Consider the following 15,350-nt stretch of genomic DNA (forward strand, 5'->3'; position numbering starts at 1 on the left):
AATAAAATAGGTAAAGTAATTCTATCACCTCCTACGTGTTTATAAGTAGGAGGTGTTTTTTTGAAGCTATTATTCAACAACATAATTGAGAAAGCAATTCAGAGAAATGCTACTGATATACACTTTATACCTTCTGAAAAGGAAGTGTATATCAAATTTAGAATTCATGATGATTTAACTTTTATTGAATCAATTCAGACACATGTTTATAGAAAGCTGCTTACTTATATGAAATATCAAGCTGGATTAGATGTATCAAAACATAATTCGGCACAAAGTGGAAGATACATATATAAACTAAAACAAATATTTTATTTAAGAATCTCTACGTTACCATTGTCTCTCGGTAATGAAAGTTGTGTTGTAAGAATCATTCCTCAATATTTTCAAAAGCAAAATATCACTCATGATATTGAAAAACTGTATACATTAATGAATAAAAAGCAAGGTTTAATACTATTTAGCGGTCCAACTGGATCTGGTAAAAGTACTTTAATGTATCAAATGGTTATGTATGCAAAAGAAAAGTTAGGTTTAAATATCATAACTGTAGAGGATCCGGTGGAACAATTAGTTGAGGGTGTTACTCAAGTTTCTATCAATGAAAAGGCAGGTATTAATTATGAGAGTTCTTTTAAGGCAATACTAAGGTGTGATCCAGACATTATACTTATTGGAGAAGTTAGAGATCCTACGATAGCAAAATACGTTATACAAGCAAGTTTAAGTGGTCACTTAGTACTAACTACAATACATGCTAACAATTGTAAGGGCGCGTTATTAAGATTATTAGAAATGGGCATAACAAAACAAGAAATTAACCAATCTATTTTGAGTGTGTTAAACCAAAGACTAATCACAATATATAACAGTGAAAGAAAATTAATTTATGAACAGTTACTACAACACGATATAAGTTATTTTTTAAATAATGATTACACATTACCAAACCATTTTCATAATTTATCCTTTCATTTAAAGCAAATGTCTAAAGCAGGTGTTATTTGTGAAGAAACTGTTGATCGCTATATTTAAAATACCCAAACAAAAGATAATAACAGAAAAAAATCAAATAGAACTTTTAATAAGATTGAAAGATTTACTAGAACATGGATTTACACTTTCTGAAGCCTTTAGGTTTTTATTAAAACATATTAAAGTTAAATCATCTAAAGTAACTACAATAATTGAAGAAGAATTAAAGAATGGCGCAAACTGTCATCAAATCCTTCGAATATTAAAATATCCACAACCTGTTGTGATGCTTATTTATTTCTCAGAGCTATTTAGTGATTTACCTGTGAGTTTAGCCCATGCACATGATTATTTATTGAGAAATTATAATGCTAAAAAAGCCTTATTAAAAACACTTCAATATCCATTATTATTATTAACGTTATTCATAACTATGTTGATTGTTTTAAATCATACGATTATTCCAGAATTTCAAAATTTATATAACAATATGGATGTCCAAATATCGACTTTACAACAATTTTTGTCAACATGTATTCTCTGTTTTCCTACTTTCATATCTTACCTTATTATATTACTGTTCATTACTACAATAGCATTTATCCTTTATTACAATACTTTATCAATACAGCATAAACATAAGCTTGTTTTAGCATTGCCTATCATACGTAAATTTTTCAAACTTTATAAAACGTATCGAATTGCTTCTGAATTCTCTTTATTTTATAAAAATGGCGTGAATTTGCAAAAAATAGTGCAAATTTATGCTGAACAACGCAATGATAAATATCTAAATTTTTTAGCTAATCGCATAACACTTGGAACACAAAATGGATTAACACTCAGTGAAATTTTAACTAACATCGCATGTTTTGAAAAAGAATTAACAGAATTTATAGAAGAAGGCGAGAAAAAAGGTAGAGTTGAAATAGAATTGAAATTATATAGTGAGATAGTCATTGCACAAATAGAACGTTATTTACAACTCCTCATAAAATTCATTCAACCTTGTATTTTCACATTATTAGCTTTCCTCATCGTATCTTTATATCTCGTTATTATGTTACCAATGTTTGATTTAATGCAAACAATTAAATGAAAACGAAAGGAGCCTATACATTTTTTGAAAAACTTAAAAAAACTATTTAATAAAGAAGCATTTACACTTATAGAAATGTTGCTTGTTTTATTAATCATAAGTTTATTGCTTATTTTAATCATACCTAACATTGCAAAACAATCATCACATATACAAACTGCTGGTTGTGAAGCTCAAATAAAAATGATAGACAGTCAAATTGAAGCTTATTCATTAAAATATAATAAAAAGCCAACATCAATCGATGAACTCGTCTCAGAAGGATATATTAACGAAAGTCAAAAGCGATGTAAAACTGGTTCAACAATTTCAATAAATAATGGTGAAGCAGTTGCTAACTAATAAAGCTTTTACTTATATAGAAATGTTAATGGTTTTAGGTATAATAAGTTTATTATTATTTTTACAAGTTAGATATATCTCTATAAATAATTCCGCACTCCAATCAAATAATCATTCTATGATTAATCTAATTATGCAATTTAATTTTTTAAAATCGAAAGCAATTAAAGATAATAAACCAATTACTTTAATATTCAATACTTTTTCCTCGAAAATTATTGTTAGAGAACCCCAACATGAAAATCCTCATATAAAATTAACTAAAAATACTTATATTCATCCGAGAACAAATATAAATTATTTAACCTTTGATAAAAATGGTGATACTAATAAATTCGGAACACTTTACCTATCTACAAACGGTCGACTATATAAAATCATTTTTCACATTGAAAAAGGAAGGATGAGATTTGAAAAAATATAATGTCACGGCTTCTTTATTTTTAGATGCTATTATTTCTTTCTCAATCATCACTACTATCTGTTTAGTGTTTTTACCAATGTTATTACAATTAAATCAAGCTACAAAAGAAAAGTTATCAGAAATTGAAATGAAAAGAATCCTATTACTTTCATTGCATAATTACAGTGAACCTGAATTGAAAAGAGGTTTGATTTTGGATGAATATAGTTTAACTCTTAAAGAAAATAAAATTTGTATAATAAAAAGGGAAACAAAAAATGGAATTTGCTATTATAAAAAAGATTAAAGCTTTCACTTATATCGAAGTGCTTTTTGCATTAATGATAACTGTATTGTTACTAACTATAATTCCTTCATTATTCAAATCAACTACAGCCTTAAGTGTTCTAGCAAATGATCATCTAAATATAGAAAGTGAATTTTTTGCGAGAGATTTAACGCAAGATTTAATGAATAACAAGGGGGATATAATGATAGATAAATCTAAAGGAACTCAACTTTCTATTAAAGACAAAAATAAACTTATATCTTATAGCTTTAAAAATAATAAAATTGTTAAGTCTATTAATGGGAAGGGAAATATCACATTACTTAATAACGTAAAGGCTATAAAATTTCGAATTCTAAAAAATAAATCTTTACTTGTTAACTTAAAAATTTTTGATAAGGATAAGACATTTGAAAAACAAATTCAATTTTAATATATCTGGCTATATATATCCTTTTGTGATGGTCATATTTGTGCTATATTTATCTTTAATAACAAACTACACGTTCCAATTTAGCGCTCAGCTAAAAACGTTAGATAATATTGAATCTTATTACGAAAAACAAATCAACTTATTTATAAAAAAGGAAGATATTTTTGAAAAATAACATTTTAGAGCCAATTATTCTTATAGGATTTATGGGGACTGGCAAAACAACTTTAGGTAAATATCTTGCTAAAGCTAATCACCTCTCTTATGTCGATTTAGATGCCTATATCGTTCAACAAGAAAACAATACAATCCCTGATATTTTTGAGCAACTAGGTGAAAGTGGTTTTCGATCACTAGAATATAAATATTTAACAGAGTGTATTGATCGTTTTGATATCATTTCTACTGGTGGTGGCATTATAGAAGGCGAGAAGTCATATGCCTTGTTAAAGCAACAAACTAAAATTATCTGGTTAGATTGTGATTTGACAATTGTTTACAATAGAATTAAGAATGATAATAATAGACCGAATGCTAATAATAAATCACTTTTTGATTTAAAAAGCTTGTATTCATCTAGGGTTTCAAGATATAATGAAATCGCATTCAAAAAAGTAAATAGTAGTAATGCTCTTTCAGATTTACACAAAGAAATCATGAAAGAGCTAACATGCGAATGACCAGTATTAGAGAGAATGGTAGGTTATATTATATATAACATTAGGCCATCGCCGAAGGTGCAAGTTCAACGAAACTCTCAGGCAAAAGGATAATACTGTGACGCATTCCTGGAGTATCATAAACAGGGTAGCTTAGTCTACTCTGTTTTTTTTTATAAAATTTTTAGGAGGTTTCTTCATGTCTAACGAACTTAAACATACACCGCTTTATCAAAATTTTGTTGATAGCGGGGCTAAAATTGTGGAATTTGGTGGCTGGGCAATGCCAGTTCAGTTTTCAAGTATAAAAGAAGAACATAATGCCGTAAGAACTGACATTGGCTTGTTTGATGTAAGCCATATGGGAGAAATTATTATTAAAGGTTCTGAAGCAGATGAATTAGTACAATATCTTCTTTCAAATGATATTGAAAACTTAACTACTACTAAAGCTCAATATACTGCGCTATGTAATGAAAATGGTGGAATTATTGATGATTTAATTACTTACAAATTAGATGAAAAAGTTTATTTATTAGTAGTAAATGCTGGAAATACAGATAAAGATTTTGAATGGATGAAAGAACATGCCAAAAATTTTGATGCAGAAGTAATTAATGCTTCAAATGATTATGGTCAATTAGCAGTTCAAGGACCGAAAGCACGTGATTTAGTTAAACAACATGTTAACGTTGACGTAGCAGAAATGAAGCCTTTTGATTTTAAACAAAACGTTGAATTCTTTGGAAAGAATGTAATCCTTTCACAGTCAGGTTATACAGGTGAAGATGGATTTGAAATTTATTGTAATGCAGAAGATACACCTTACTTATGGGAAAAAATTCTTGAATTTAATGTACAACCTTGTGGACTAGGTGCAAGAGATACATTAAGACTTGAAGCTGGACTGCCACTGCATGGTCAAGATTTGACTGAGTCTATAACACCATATGAAGCTGGTATTGCATTTGCTGCAAAACCATTGATTGAAGCTGACTTTATTGGTAAAAGCGTACTCAAAGACCAAAAAGAAAATGGTTCTAAACGCAGAACTGTTGGTTTAGAAATGATAGACAAAGGTATTCCAAGAACTGGTTACACAGTCTATGATTTAGATGGCCATGAAATTGGTGAAATCACTTCTGGTACACAGTCTCCATTGAGTGGTAAATCAATTGGGTTAGCTTTAATCAATCGCGATGCTTTTGAAATGGGTAAAGAAGTAATTGTACAAGTTAGAAAAAGACAACTTAAAGCTAAAATTGTTAAGAAAAACCAAATTACTAAATAATTCAAAGGGGTGTTACTATGAGTCATCGTTATATTCCATTAACAGAGCAAGATAAAAAGGAAATGTTAGATACTATTGGAGCCAATTCTATTGAAGAACTTTTTGGAGACGTTCCAAAAGATATCTTACTGGGAAGAGAATTAGCTATACCTGATGCTGAATCAGAAACAACATTAAGTAAGCGATTGAGCAGAATTGCAAACAAAAACATCACTAAAGAAACGCATTCATCATTTTTAGGTGCAGGGGTATATGATCACTATGCTCCAGCTGTTGTTGATTCAATGATTTCACGTTCAGAATTTTATACTGCGTATACACCTTATCAACCAGAAATTTCTCAAGGTGAATTACAAGCGATTTTCGAATTTCAAACGCTAATTTGTGAATTAACGGATATGGATATAGCAAACTCGTCAATGTATGATGGTATTACAAGTTTTGCAGAAGCATGTATTTTAGCTTTCAATCAAACACGTAAAAACAAAGTTGTTGTATCAAAAGGGCTACATTATCAAGCTTTACAGGTATTAAGAACTTATGTTAAAACACGTGAAGAATTTGAAATCGTTGAAGTTGATTTAGATGGTACGATTACAGATTTAGACAAGCTTGAAGCAGCAGTTGACGATGATACAGCAGCAGTTGCTGTACAATATCCAAACTTCTATGGTTCTGTTGAAGATTTAGAAAAAATCAATTCATTTATTGAAGACAAAAAGGCTTTAATGATTGTATACGCAAACCCGCTTGCATTAGGTTTATTAACTCCTCCAGGTAGTTTTGGAGCAGACATTGTTGTCGGAGATACACAACCATTTGGTATACCTGCTCAATTTGGTGGACCTCATTGTGGGTTCTTCGCAACAACTAAAAAATTAATGAGAAAAATACCTGGTCGTTTGGTAGGACAAACCGAAGATGGAGATGGCAATCGTGGTTTTGTATTAACATTACAAGCACGTGAACAACATATTCGTCGTGATAAAGCGACATCAAATATATGTTCAAACCAAGCATTAAATGCTTTGGCGTCCTCAATTTGTATGTCAGCTTTAGGTAAACAAGGTATTTATGATATCGCGGTACGAAACTTTGAAAATGCTAACTATGCTAAAGATCAATTCAAACAAGCTGGTTTTGAAGTTGCTAACGGTACATCTTTTAATGAATTTGTAGTTAAATTCGACAAATCAGTAAAAGAAGTTAATGATGCTCTAATTGAAGAAGGAATTATCGGAGGATTTGACTTAAGTGAAGCTTCTGAAGACTTTAATAATCATATGTTAATTGCAGTAACAGAATTAAGAATGAAAGATGAAATAGACACATTTGTTAAGAAAGCAGGTGAATTAAATGGTAGTAAGTAAATCTAGTCCACTAATTTTTGAACGTTCTAAAAAGGATCGTTATGCATACTCGTTACCACAGAAAGAAATTGATAATGGTGCTGTAGATAAATTACTAGATGATAAATTCATCAGAAAAAACAAAGCAGAATTACCAGAAGTTGCAGAATTAGATTTGGTTCGCCATTATACCGAACTCTCAAACAAAAACTTTGGCGTTGATTCAGGATTTTATCCATTAGGTTCATGTACGATGAAATATAATCCTAAAATAAATGAAAAAATTGCAAGAATACCAGGATTTGCAGAATCACATCCATTACAAGATGAATCACAAGTTCAAGGCTCATTAGAAATTATTCATAGTCTGCAAGAAGAGTTAAAAGAGATTACAGGTATGGATGAAGTTACATTACAACCAGCTGCTGGTGCACATGGTGAATGGACTGCATTAATGATTTTCAAAGCCTATCATCAAAAAAATGGCGAAGGACACCGTGACGAAGTTATTGTTCCTGACTCAGCTCACGGTACCAATCCAGCTTCAGCTGCATTTGCAGGATTCAAAGCAGTTACTGTGAAATCAAATGAGCGCGGCGAAGTTGACATTGATGATTTGAAACGCTTAGTTAATGAAAAAACAGCAGCAATTATGCTAACTAACCCTAACACTTTGGGGATTTTTGAAAAGAATATTATGGATATCAGAAATATCGTTCATGAAGCAGGCGGCTTATTATACTACGATGGTGCAAATTTAAATGCAATTATGGATAAAGTAAGACCGGGGGATATGGGATTTGACGCTGTACACTTAAACTTACACAAAACATTCACAGGCCCTCACGGTGGAGGTGGACCAGGTTCAGGTCCAGTAGGTGTTAAGAAAGAACTTGCTAGTTTCTTACCAAAACCTATGGTTATCAAAGAAGATAACGAATATAAATATGATAATGATATTGAAAACTCAATCGGTCGCGTTAAACCGTTCTACGGTAACTTTGGAATCTATTTAAGAGCATATACTTACATTCGTACGATGGGTAATAAAGGTCTTGAAGAAGTTTCAGAAGCTGCTGTGTTAAATGCTAACTATATTAAAGCTCGATTAAAAGACCACTTTGAAATACCATATGAACAATATTGTAAACACGAATTTGTGTTAAGTGGTTCAAAACAAAAAGAACACGGTGTGCGTACATTAGATATGGCTAAACGTTTGCTAGACTTCGGTGTTCATCCACCTACAATTTATTTCCCACTTAACGTGGATGAAGGTATGATGATTGAACCTACAGAAACTGAATCAAAAGAAACTCTAGATTATTTCTGTGATAAAATGATAGAAATAGCTAATGAAGCTAAAGAAGATCCGGACAAAGTCTTGGAAGCACCACACACTACAATTATAGATAGATTGGATGAAACGAAAGCTGCACGCCATCCAGTATTGAAATTTGAAAATTTACGTTCAGAAAAAGAATAGAACGTCTGAGTAATGCATCCTTATTTCTATAATATAAATACTACTCCTTTAAAATTATAATAGGAGTAGTATTTTTTTATATTAAATTCTTATGATTAATCAAAATCGTTTCATTATGTTAAAGTATCTTATATCAAATAATCATAGTCATTTTAAAAATAAAAAATCCAGTAATGAAACGACGACTAAATTTTTTGATACATTTATACATATTAAAAATAGCGGATTATTCACCCAATAAGGTCAATAATCCGCTATAAAAATGATTATGTAGAGTTAAGCTAATGCACATCAAGTTTTATAAACGCAATACTTATTTATACATTTATTTTTTCGACTTAATTTTTCCAGTCCATTTTTTATATCCACCTTTTAACATGTAGATATCTGTATAACCATTCTTCTTTAATGTTCTAGCAGCACGATAACTTGCAATGCCATTAGCATCACATAGATAAATAGGTTGATCTGTTCTCAATCCCTGATATCTTTGCTTAAACATTGTGATTGGAATGTTACGTGCGCCGTTAATGTGCCCGTAATCATAATCCACTTTTTCTCTTACATCAATAACTTGAGCTTTACGCAAACCATTATGAAATTCATTTTGGTTTAGTTCTGTGACTGCTCTCTTGTTAACAAGATAATTGATTAGCATGTAAGCGATGATTATTATTAATGCTGCTAACGCTATAAACCAAAAATTACTCATCTTGCATCCTCCCTAATTAACCGATATTATATATTATAAGACTGTTAGCACAATTTATCAAAATTTTTTATTTAATTTATTGGATAATGCTGACAAACTTAGACAATTATTGCAAACGATAACATAAAATGAGGATTAAAACAATTTAATTTATTGATTGGGGTTTTTAGTGTGACTGAATCTTGGAATTTTATAAATACAGGAAGTAACGATCCATATTTCAATATGGCAATGGACGAAGCGCTGCTTAATTTTGTTTCTAGAGGAGAAATTGATCCAGTTATAAGATTTTACACGTGGAATCCAGCAACATTATCTGTCGGTTATTTCCAAAGACTGACTAAAGAAATAGATATAGAAAAAGTACAAGAAAAAGGATATGGTTTAGTCAGACGTCAAACAGGTGGCAGAGGCGTGCTACATGATAAAGAACTTACATATAGTGTTATTGTACCAGAATCTCATCCGGAGATGCCCTCGACCGTAACAGAAGCATACAGAGTGATATCTGAAGGTTTGTTAGAGGGATTTCAAGCTTTAGGCTTCGAAGCATCCTTTTCAATTCCTCGTTCAAAGGAAGAACGTGAGAAATTAAAACAACCAAGAAGTGCTGTGTGTTTTGATGCTCCTAGTTGGTATGAGTTAGTTGTAGAAGGACGTAAAATAGCGGGTAGTGCGCAGATACGTCAAAAAGGAGTCATTTTACAACATGGTTCCTTGTTACAAGACGTCGACATTGATGATTTATTCGATATGTTCATTTTTAAAAACGAGCGTTTAAAAGATAAAATGAAACAATCTTTTCTAGAAAAAGCAGTGGCGATTAATGATATTTCAGACCGACATATTACAATACCCGAAATGGAAGAGGCTTTTGAGATAGGTTTTAAGAAAGGATTGAATATTGATTTTAAACCACTAAACCTAACACATAAACAACAAGAAGAAGTAAATGTACTCATTGAAAAATATAAAGCTGACGAATGGAACTATCGTAAATAATATATTTACACTAAAAAAATGTGAGGATACAGTTTTTAACGACTGTATCCTCACATTTTTTATACATATAAAGTTAGATAGATTTAAATAAAAGTTTTAAGAGTAAGATAGCACAATAAAATTATTTTTTTCTATTGCGTCTTTTATATTTTCTTTGTGCGCATTTATACTTTCGTTGATCTTCTGTTAAAAAGAAGAAGTAATATATCGCATATATAATCCCTGCAAATACAGCAAAACTAATTGCCATACTAACAAAACTGAATATAAACGCATCTAAATTGAGAATTAACCCAATTGCTGCGATTGCGATTATTATATAAAAAATTGCTCGTTTCAATTTATAACACTCCTATTAAGTTGTTAACTCTGTTTATTATCGATACTAATGGTTGATAGGGCTTTTTGTCCTTTTTTAAGTTTTTTCTTATCTTTCTCACTATAACCATCTCTAATATCATTCATTGCTGAACTAAGGTCTTTATTTAATTTAGTGATGTTTTTCTTTTTACTCTTATCTTCATCACTCATTTTATCTTTATCAATATCATTTTCATATGTAGTGTGTGCAGAATCAATTTTATTCGTTATGTCAGTCAACTTGCTAAGAACCTTTTTATCATTTTTATTTTTTGATACATCATTTTCAATATCATTATATTGATCAATTGCTTTTGCTATATTTTGGTAATATTTAGATGATGCTTTTAAATTTGTTACTTTCGTTTTATTACTTTTAGCCTGTTTAATGTTTTCTTTATCTTTCTTTAGTGAGGCGACGTTTGTTTTTTCTTTGTCGATAGTTTGTTTTAATTCTTGAATATTACTTTTTAATTTATGATTTTCATCACGGAGTTGTGTGGTCTTTTCTTCTAAAGGACCTAAATTTTGACTACCACAACCTACTAGTAAACATGAAGCACTTAATATAGCTACAATTTTTTTCTTCATAACTCTCTCCTAATTCAAAAACTATATATTCACATAATAATTATGCTATCATTTTAATGTATAAAAAGAAAATGTACAAATTTATTGAATAGGAGGAAGACAGATGACTAGAATAGATAAACTGAATTCTGCCTTAGAAACAAAACATTTGGAAGCAATTGTTGTTTTAACCGATTTTAATAGAAGGTATTTATCAGGATTTACAGGTACGAGCGGTGCGCTCGTTATTACAAAAGATAAAAATTTATTAATTACAGATTTTAGGTACATAGAGCAAGCAACATCCCAAGCGACTCAATTTGAGATCATTAAACAAAAAGGTGGTCTCATAGAAGAAGTAAAAGCACAATTAGAAAAGTTAAACGTTCAGAATGTAGGCTTTGAAGGTGATTTAGTCAGCTATGATACATACTTACAATTAAGTAAATCCTACATCAGCTTAATCAGCGTTTCTGGTCTAATTGAAAAAATCAGAGAAGTAAAAGATGATAGTGAAATTAAACTTATTCAAAAAGCTGCTGAAATTGTTGATGAGACGTATGAGTACATCTTAACTGTTGCAAAAGCAGGTATGACTGAACAGCAATTAAAAGCTAAATTAGAAAGTAAAATGTTAGAACTTGGCTCAGAAGGTACTTCGTTTGATACAATTGTTGCCTCAGGAGCTAGAGGTGCATTACCACATGGTGTCGCAAGTGAAAAAGTTATTAATCAAGGCGAACTGATTACTTTAGATTTCGGTGCATATTATAAAGGTTACTCATCTGATATCACGCGTACATTTGCTATAGGTGAACCAGATCCTAAACTCAAAGAAATATACAATATTGTCTTAGAAGCTAATATTAAAGGTATTGAAGCCGCTAAACAAGGTATTACAGGCAAAGCTTTAGATGCTATTGCTAGGGATTATATTACTGAACAAGGATATGGAGAAGCATTTGGCCATTCACTGGGACATGGTATAGGGTTAGATGTACACGAAGGACCCAATTTATCTAGAAAATCAGAAGCTAAATTAGAGGTGAATAACTGTGTTACAATTGAACCTGGTATTTATTTAGACGGATTAGGTGGCGTTCGCATTGAAGATGACGTTTTAATTACAGAAAATGGTTGTGAATGCTTTACTAAATGCGCTAAAAACCTTATTATTTTATAGAAGACCTTATAATTGAGGAGGAAACTGAATGATTTCGGTTAATGATTTTAAGACAGGCTTAACAATTGCAGTAGATAATGGTATATGGAAAGTATTAGATTTCCAACACGTAAAACCAGGTAAAGGATCTGCATTTGTGCGTTCAAAATTACGTAATTTAAGAACTGGTGCTATCCAAGAGAAAACATTCAGAGGCGGCGAAAAAGTCGAAACTGCTATGATTGAAAATCACCGCATGCAATATTTATATGCAGATGGTGATACACATGTTTTCATGGATAATCAAACTTTTGAACAAACAGAATTAGCAGCCGATTATTTAGAAAATGAATTGAATTTCTTAAAAGCTAATATGGAAGTTCAAATTCAAACTTACGAAAGTGAAACACTTGGCGTTGAATTACCAAAAACTGTTGAACTTACAGTAACAGAAACAGAACCTGGTATAAAAGGTGATACTGCTAACGGAGCAACTAAATCAGCTACAGTCGAAACTGGTTACACATTAAATGTGCCGTTATTTGTAAATGAAGGCGACACACTTATAATTAACACAGGCGACGGTAGCTATATTTCAAGAGGTTAATACTTATAAAAATAATCATAGTTATTATTTTTTAGTTTATCTCATACCTATTAATAACCTTTCCAATTCACGAAGCGTTGGAAAGGTTATTTTATTTTTCTCATTTTATAATAAACAAACGACTGTTATAGTAGTGTTATTCAAAAAAATTAAACTTTATATCAATTAATTACAATAACATAGCCCCATTCCATTAAAAAAACGTTATAATAAATAGAATTCTCATTAAATTATATCTATATACAACTACATAAAGGATAATCACTTTATTATTGAAAGCATGTATATGCTTGAATTGAACATTTCACTAAAGTAAAATAAACTAGGTAAATAAAAACAATCTGAAGGAGTCAGTACTTATGAATTTTAAAGAAATTAAAGAATTAATAGAAATTCTTGATCAATCTAGCTTGACTGAAATCAATATAGAAGATAAAGGCAACGTTGTTAATTTAAAAAAAGAAAAAGAAACTGAAATCATTACACCTCAAATTTCACAACAACCAATGCAACAAGTTTCACCGCAACAAGGTGTAATGTCAGCTCCTGTAAGCACGCAAAGTTCAGAGGAAGTAAATACAAACGCAGTGGAAGACAACTTACAAACAATTAACGCACCAATGGTAGGGACATTTTATAAATCACCATCACCTGAAGAAAGTGCATATGTACAAGTTGGAGATTCAGTTACAAACGAATCAACAGTGTGTATATTAGAAGCAATGAAATTGTTTAATGAAATACAAGCTGAAGTAACTGGAGAAATTGCTGAAATTCTAGTAGAAGACGGTCAAATGGTAGAGTATGGCCAACCGTTATTCAAGGTGAAATAATGAATAAAATATTAATTGCAAATAGAGGAGAGATTGCGGTAAGAATCATTCGTGCATGTCACGATTTAGGATTACAAACAGTGGCTATTTACTCTGAAGGAGATAAAGACGCATTACATACTCAAATTGCTGATGAAGCATATTGCGTTGGCCCAACACAATCTAAAGATTCTTATTTAAATATCCCAAACATTTTATCTATCGCAACATCAACAGGTTGTGACGGTATACATCCTGGCTACGGATTTTTAGCGGAAAATGGTGATTTCGCTGAACTATGCGAAGCCTGCCAACTGAAATTTATTGGTCCAAGTTACGAATCTATCCAAAAAATGGGTATTAAAGACGTTGCTAAGGAAGAAATGAAACGCGCGGAAGTACCTGTTGTCCCAGGTAGCGAAGGTCTTGTAAAGGATATCAACGATGCAAAAAGCATTGCCGATAATATCGGTTACCCAGTTATTATTAAAGCAACTGCTGGCGGTGGTGGTAAAGGTATCCGTGTGGCTCGTGATGAAAAAGAATTGGAAACTGGCTTTAAAATGACACAACAAGAAGCGGAAACTGCATTCGGTAATGGTGGACTTTATCTCGAGAAATTTATTGAGAATTTCAGACATATAGAGATTCAAATCATGGGTGATAGTTTTGGTAATGTTGTCCATTTAGGTGAACGCGATTGTACAATACAACGTAGAATGCAAAAACTTGTGGAAGAAGCACCATCTCCAATTTTATCTGAAGAAAAACGTCAAGAAATGGGTAATGCTGCAGTCAGAGCAGCAAAAGCTGTTAATTATGAAAATGCAGGTACAATTGAATTTATATATGATTTGGATTCTAATGATTTTTACTTCATGGAAATGAATACACGAATCCAAGTTGAGCACCCAGTAACAGAAATGGTTACAGGCGTTGATTTAGTTAAATTACAATTGGAAGTTGCGAGAGGCGAAAAATTGCCATTCAAACAAAAAGATATCAAAATACAAGGTCATGCCATGGAATTCCGTATTAATGCTGAAAATCCATATAAAAACTTCATGCCTTCACCAGGTCAAATCACTCAATATTTAGCACCAGGTGGCTTCGGCGTTAGAATTGAATCAGCATGTTATACTAATTATACGATTCCACCATATTATGATTCTATGGTTGCTAAGCTCATTGTACATGAGCCAACTAGAGAAGAAACGATTATGACAGGTATACGTGCTTTAAGCGAGTATCTCGTTTTAGGTATAGATACTACGATTCCATTCCATATTCGTTTGTTAAATAATGACATTTTCAGAAGCGGAGAGTTTAATACTAAGTTTCTTGAAAAATATAATATCATGGATGATCAAACTAAATAGGAGGTATGTGAAATGGTCAAAGTATCAGAAACCTCACATTCCAATTTAGGAAAAATAGAAATTGCACCTGAGGTATTAACAGTTATTGCAAGTATTGCAACAGCTGAAATAAAAGGTATACAAGGTCATTTTAAAGAATTAAAGGATAGTAGTATTGAAAAATTCACTAGAAAGCAACTGAGCAAAGGTGTTAAAGTTGATACAAGAGAAGATGGTATCTATATTGATATATATTGTTCATTGTCTTACGGTATCAATATTTCAGAAACAGCGAAAACAATCCAAAGTACTATTTTTAATTCTGTAACAACGATGACTACAATTGAACCTAGCCAAATCAATGTTCATATTACACATATTGAACCAACCAATTAAAATTATATAAGCAAATTTACTTTAAATACATTTTGTAGATATGTA

19 protein-coding genes and 1 riboswitch are annotated in these 15,350 nt (G+C 31.2%); of the genes, 16 read left to right on the forward strand and 3 right to left on the reverse strand.

From position 1 onward, the window contains the following. The first annotated feature begins 60 nt into the window (after nucleotides 1-60). The 10 genes from comGA to gcvPB all read left to right on the forward strand — a co-directional run bounded on the left by comGA (nucleotide 61) and on the right by gcvPB (nucleotide 8,326). Entirely contained in the window at nucleotides 61-1,035 is a 975-nt protein-coding gene (comGA, locus tag MHB47_RS06640) for a competence type IV pilus ATPase ComGA (RefSeq protein WP_340755785.1), read from the forward strand. Beyond that, nucleotides 1,007-2,074, forward strand: coding sequence for a competence type IV pilus assembly protein ComGB (gene comGB, locus MHB47_RS06645; RefSeq protein ID WP_340755787.1), 1,068 nt, complete (start codon nucleotides 1,007-1,009; stop codon nucleotides 2,072-2,074). The genes comGA and comGB overlap by 29 nt, the downstream gene beginning before the upstream one ends. A 24-nt stretch (nucleotides 2,075-2,098) precedes the next feature. After that, complete coding sequence (comGC, locus tag MHB47_RS06650; protein ID WP_056936206.1) at nucleotides 2,099-2,416, forward strand: competence type IV pilus major pilin ComGC; 318 nt, start codon at nucleotides 2,099-2,101, stop codon at nucleotides 2,414-2,416. 28 nt (nucleotides 2,417-2,444) lie between these two features. After that, entirely contained in the window at nucleotides 2,445-2,840 is a 396-nt protein-coding gene (locus MHB47_RS06655) for a competence protein (RefSeq protein ID WP_340757283.1), read from the forward strand. Continuing rightward, nucleotides 2,827-3,126, forward strand: coding sequence for a hypothetical protein (locus MHB47_RS06660; protein WP_071562752.1), 300 nt, complete (start codon nucleotides 2,827-2,829; stop codon nucleotides 3,124-3,126). The genes MHB47_RS06655 and MHB47_RS06660 overlap by 14 nt, the downstream gene beginning before the upstream one ends. Next, nucleotides 3,098-3,541 (forward strand): competence type IV pilus minor pilin ComGF, encoded by a 444-nt coding sequence (gene comGF / locus MHB47_RS06665; RefSeq protein ID WP_002507508.1) that lies wholly within the window; start codon nucleotides 3,098-3,100, stop codon nucleotides 3,539-3,541. Before MHB47_RS06660 ends, comGF begins: the two co-directional genes overlap by 29 nt. A gap of 206 nt (nucleotides 3,542-3,747) precedes the next feature. Then, nucleotides 3,748-4,221, forward strand: coding sequence for a shikimate kinase (locus tag MHB47_RS06670; RefSeq protein ID WP_230456625.1), 474 nt, complete (start codon nucleotides 3,748-3,750; stop codon nucleotides 4,219-4,221). Further along, nucleotides 4,218-4,324: riboswitch (glycine riboswitch) on the forward strand. (Overlaps the previous gene by 4 nt.) A gap of 75 nt (nucleotides 4,325-4,399) precedes the next feature. Continuing rightward, on the forward strand, nucleotides 4,400-5,491 hold the full coding sequence (gcvT, locus tag MHB47_RS06675; protein WP_021339246.1) for a glycine cleavage system aminomethyltransferase GcvT: 1,092 nt from the start codon (nucleotides 4,400-4,402) through the stop codon (nucleotides 5,489-5,491). A gap of 17 nt (nucleotides 5,492-5,508) precedes the next feature. Continuing rightward, nucleotides 5,509-6,861 carry an aminomethyl-transferring glycine dehydrogenase subunit GcvPA gene (gene gcvPA, locus MHB47_RS06680; protein ID WP_021339245.1) on the forward strand — a complete coding sequence of 451 codons (1,353 nt, stop codon included), beginning with the start codon at nucleotides 5,509-5,511 and terminating at the stop codon, nucleotides 6,859-6,861. After that, nucleotides 6,848-8,326: an aminomethyl-transferring glycine dehydrogenase subunit GcvPB gene (gcvPB, locus tag MHB47_RS06685; protein ID WP_002507512.1), complete on the forward strand. Its 1,479-nt coding sequence runs from the start codon at nucleotides 6,848-6,850 to the stop codon at nucleotides 8,324-8,326. The genes gcvPA and gcvPB overlap by 14 nt, the downstream gene beginning before the upstream one ends. A 325-nt stretch (nucleotides 8,327-8,651) precedes the next feature. On the opposite strand, the gene MHB47_RS06690 is transcribed toward gcvPB, so the two are convergent. Next, a complete protein-coding gene (locus MHB47_RS06690; RefSeq protein ID WP_056935675.1) occupies nucleotides 8,652-9,038 on the reverse strand; it encodes a rhodanese-like domain-containing protein in 387 nt (128 codons plus the stop codon). 171 nt (nucleotides 9,039-9,209) lie between these two features. On the opposite strand from MHB47_RS06690, the gene MHB47_RS06695 reads away from it, so the two are divergent. Then, nucleotides 9,210-10,040: a lipoate--protein ligase family protein gene (locus tag MHB47_RS06695; protein WP_002507514.1), complete on the forward strand. Its 831-nt coding sequence runs from the start codon at nucleotides 9,210-9,212 to the stop codon at nucleotides 10,038-10,040. 121 nt (nucleotides 10,041-10,161) lie between these two features. On the opposite strand, the gene MHB47_RS06700 is transcribed toward MHB47_RS06695, so the two are convergent. Together MHB47_RS06700 and MHB47_RS06705 are read right to left on the reverse strand one after the other, a co-directional pair. Then, a complete protein-coding gene (locus MHB47_RS06700) occupies nucleotides 10,162-10,380 on the reverse strand; it encodes an SA1362 family protein (protein WP_340755795.1) in 219 nt (72 codons plus the stop codon). A 23-nt stretch (nucleotides 10,381-10,403) separates the two neighbouring features. Next, on the reverse strand, nucleotides 10,404-10,991 hold the full coding sequence (locus MHB47_RS06705) for a hypothetical protein (protein ID WP_340755796.1): 588 nt from the start codon (nucleotides 10,989-10,991) through the stop codon (nucleotides 10,404-10,406). A 103-nt stretch (nucleotides 10,992-11,094) separates the two neighbouring features. On the opposite strand from MHB47_RS06705, the gene MHB47_RS06710 reads away from it, so the two are divergent. The 5 genes from MHB47_RS06710 to MHB47_RS06730 all read left to right on the forward strand — a co-directional run bounded on the left by MHB47_RS06710 (nucleotide 11,095) and on the right by MHB47_RS06730 (nucleotide 15,305). Further along, on the forward strand, nucleotides 11,095-12,153 hold the full coding sequence (locus MHB47_RS06710) for a M24 family metallopeptidase (RefSeq protein WP_064782891.1): 1,059 nt from the start codon (nucleotides 11,095-11,097) through the stop codon (nucleotides 12,151-12,153). A 28-nt stretch (nucleotides 12,154-12,181) separates the two neighbouring features. Next, a complete protein-coding gene (efp, locus tag MHB47_RS06715) occupies nucleotides 12,182-12,739 on the forward strand; it encodes an elongation factor P (protein WP_002507518.1) in 558 nt (185 codons plus the stop codon). Nucleotides 12,740-13,098: 359 nt separating this feature from the next. Then, a complete protein-coding gene (gene accB, locus MHB47_RS06720) occupies nucleotides 13,099-13,572 on the forward strand; it encodes an acetyl-CoA carboxylase biotin carboxyl carrier protein (RefSeq protein WP_002507519.1) in 474 nt (157 codons plus the stop codon). After that, nucleotides 13,572-14,930: an acetyl-CoA carboxylase biotin carboxylase subunit gene (accC, locus tag MHB47_RS06725; protein ID WP_340755799.1), complete on the forward strand. Its 1,359-nt coding sequence runs from the start codon at nucleotides 13,572-13,574 to the stop codon at nucleotides 14,928-14,930. Before accB ends, accC begins: the two co-directional genes overlap by 1 nt. Nucleotides 14,931-14,942: 12 nt before the next feature. Further along, complete coding sequence (locus tag MHB47_RS06730) at nucleotides 14,943-15,305, forward strand: Asp23/Gls24 family envelope stress response protein (RefSeq protein WP_002507521.1); 363 nt, start codon at nucleotides 14,943-14,945, stop codon at nucleotides 15,303-15,305. Nucleotides 15,306-15,350 lie beyond the last annotated feature (45 nt).

The organism is Staphylococcus sp. FSL K6-3157 (assembly GCF_038005145.1).
GTDB classification, from domain to species: domain Bacteria; phylum Bacillota; class Bacilli; order Staphylococcales; family Staphylococcaceae; genus Staphylococcus; species Staphylococcus equorum.

What these genes read in the sequence shown, in the direction of transcription:
- MHB47_RS06655 (WP_340757283.1), top strand. Translation starts at nt 2,445, where the DNA reads ATGGTTTTAGGTATAATAAGTTTATTATTATTTTTACAAGTTAGATAT.
- comGF (WP_002507508.1), top strand. Translation starts at nt 3,098, where the DNA reads ATGGAATTTGCTATTATAAAAAAGATTAAAGCTTTCACTTATATCGAA.
- MHB47_RS06670 (WP_230456625.1), top strand. Translation starts at nt 3,748, where the DNA reads ATGGGGACTGGCAAAACAACTTTAGGTAAATATCTTGCTAAAGCTAAT.
- gcvT (WP_021339246.1), top strand. Translation starts at nt 4,400, where the DNA reads ATGTCTAACGAACTTAAACATACACCGCTTTATCAAAATTTTGTTGAT.
- gcvPA (WP_021339245.1), top strand. Translation starts at nt 5,509, where the DNA reads ATGAGTCATCGTTATATTCCATTAACAGAGCAAGATAAAAAGGAAATG.
- gcvPB (WP_002507512.1), top strand. Translation starts at nt 6,848, where the DNA reads ATGGTAGTAAGTAAATCTAGTCCACTAATTTTTGAACGTTCTAAAAAG.
- MHB47_RS06690 (WP_056935675.1), bottom strand. Translation starts at nt 9,038, where the DNA reads ATGAGTAATTTTTGGTTTATAGCGTTAGCAGCATTAATAATAATCATC.
- MHB47_RS06705 (WP_340755796.1), bottom strand. Translation starts at nt 10,991, where the DNA reads ATGAAGAAAAAAATTGTAGCTATATTAAGTGCTTCATGTTTACTAGTA.
- MHB47_RS06710 (WP_064782891.1), top strand. Translation starts at nt 11,095, where the DNA reads ATGACTAGAATAGATAAACTGAATTCTGCCTTAGAAACAAAACATTTG.
- efp (WP_002507518.1), top strand. Translation starts at nt 12,182, where the DNA reads ATGATTTCGGTTAATGATTTTAAGACAGGCTTAACAATTGCAGTAGAT.
- accB (WP_002507519.1), top strand. Translation starts at nt 13,099, where the DNA reads ATGAATTTTAAAGAAATTAAAGAATTAATAGAAATTCTTGATCAATCT.
- accC (WP_340755799.1), top strand. Translation starts at nt 13,572, where the DNA reads ATGAATAAAATATTAATTGCAAATAGAGGAGAGATTGCGGTAAGAATC.
- MHB47_RS06730 (WP_002507521.1), top strand. Translation starts at nt 14,943, where the DNA reads ATGGTCAAAGTATCAGAAACCTCACATTCCAATTTAGGAAAAATAGAA.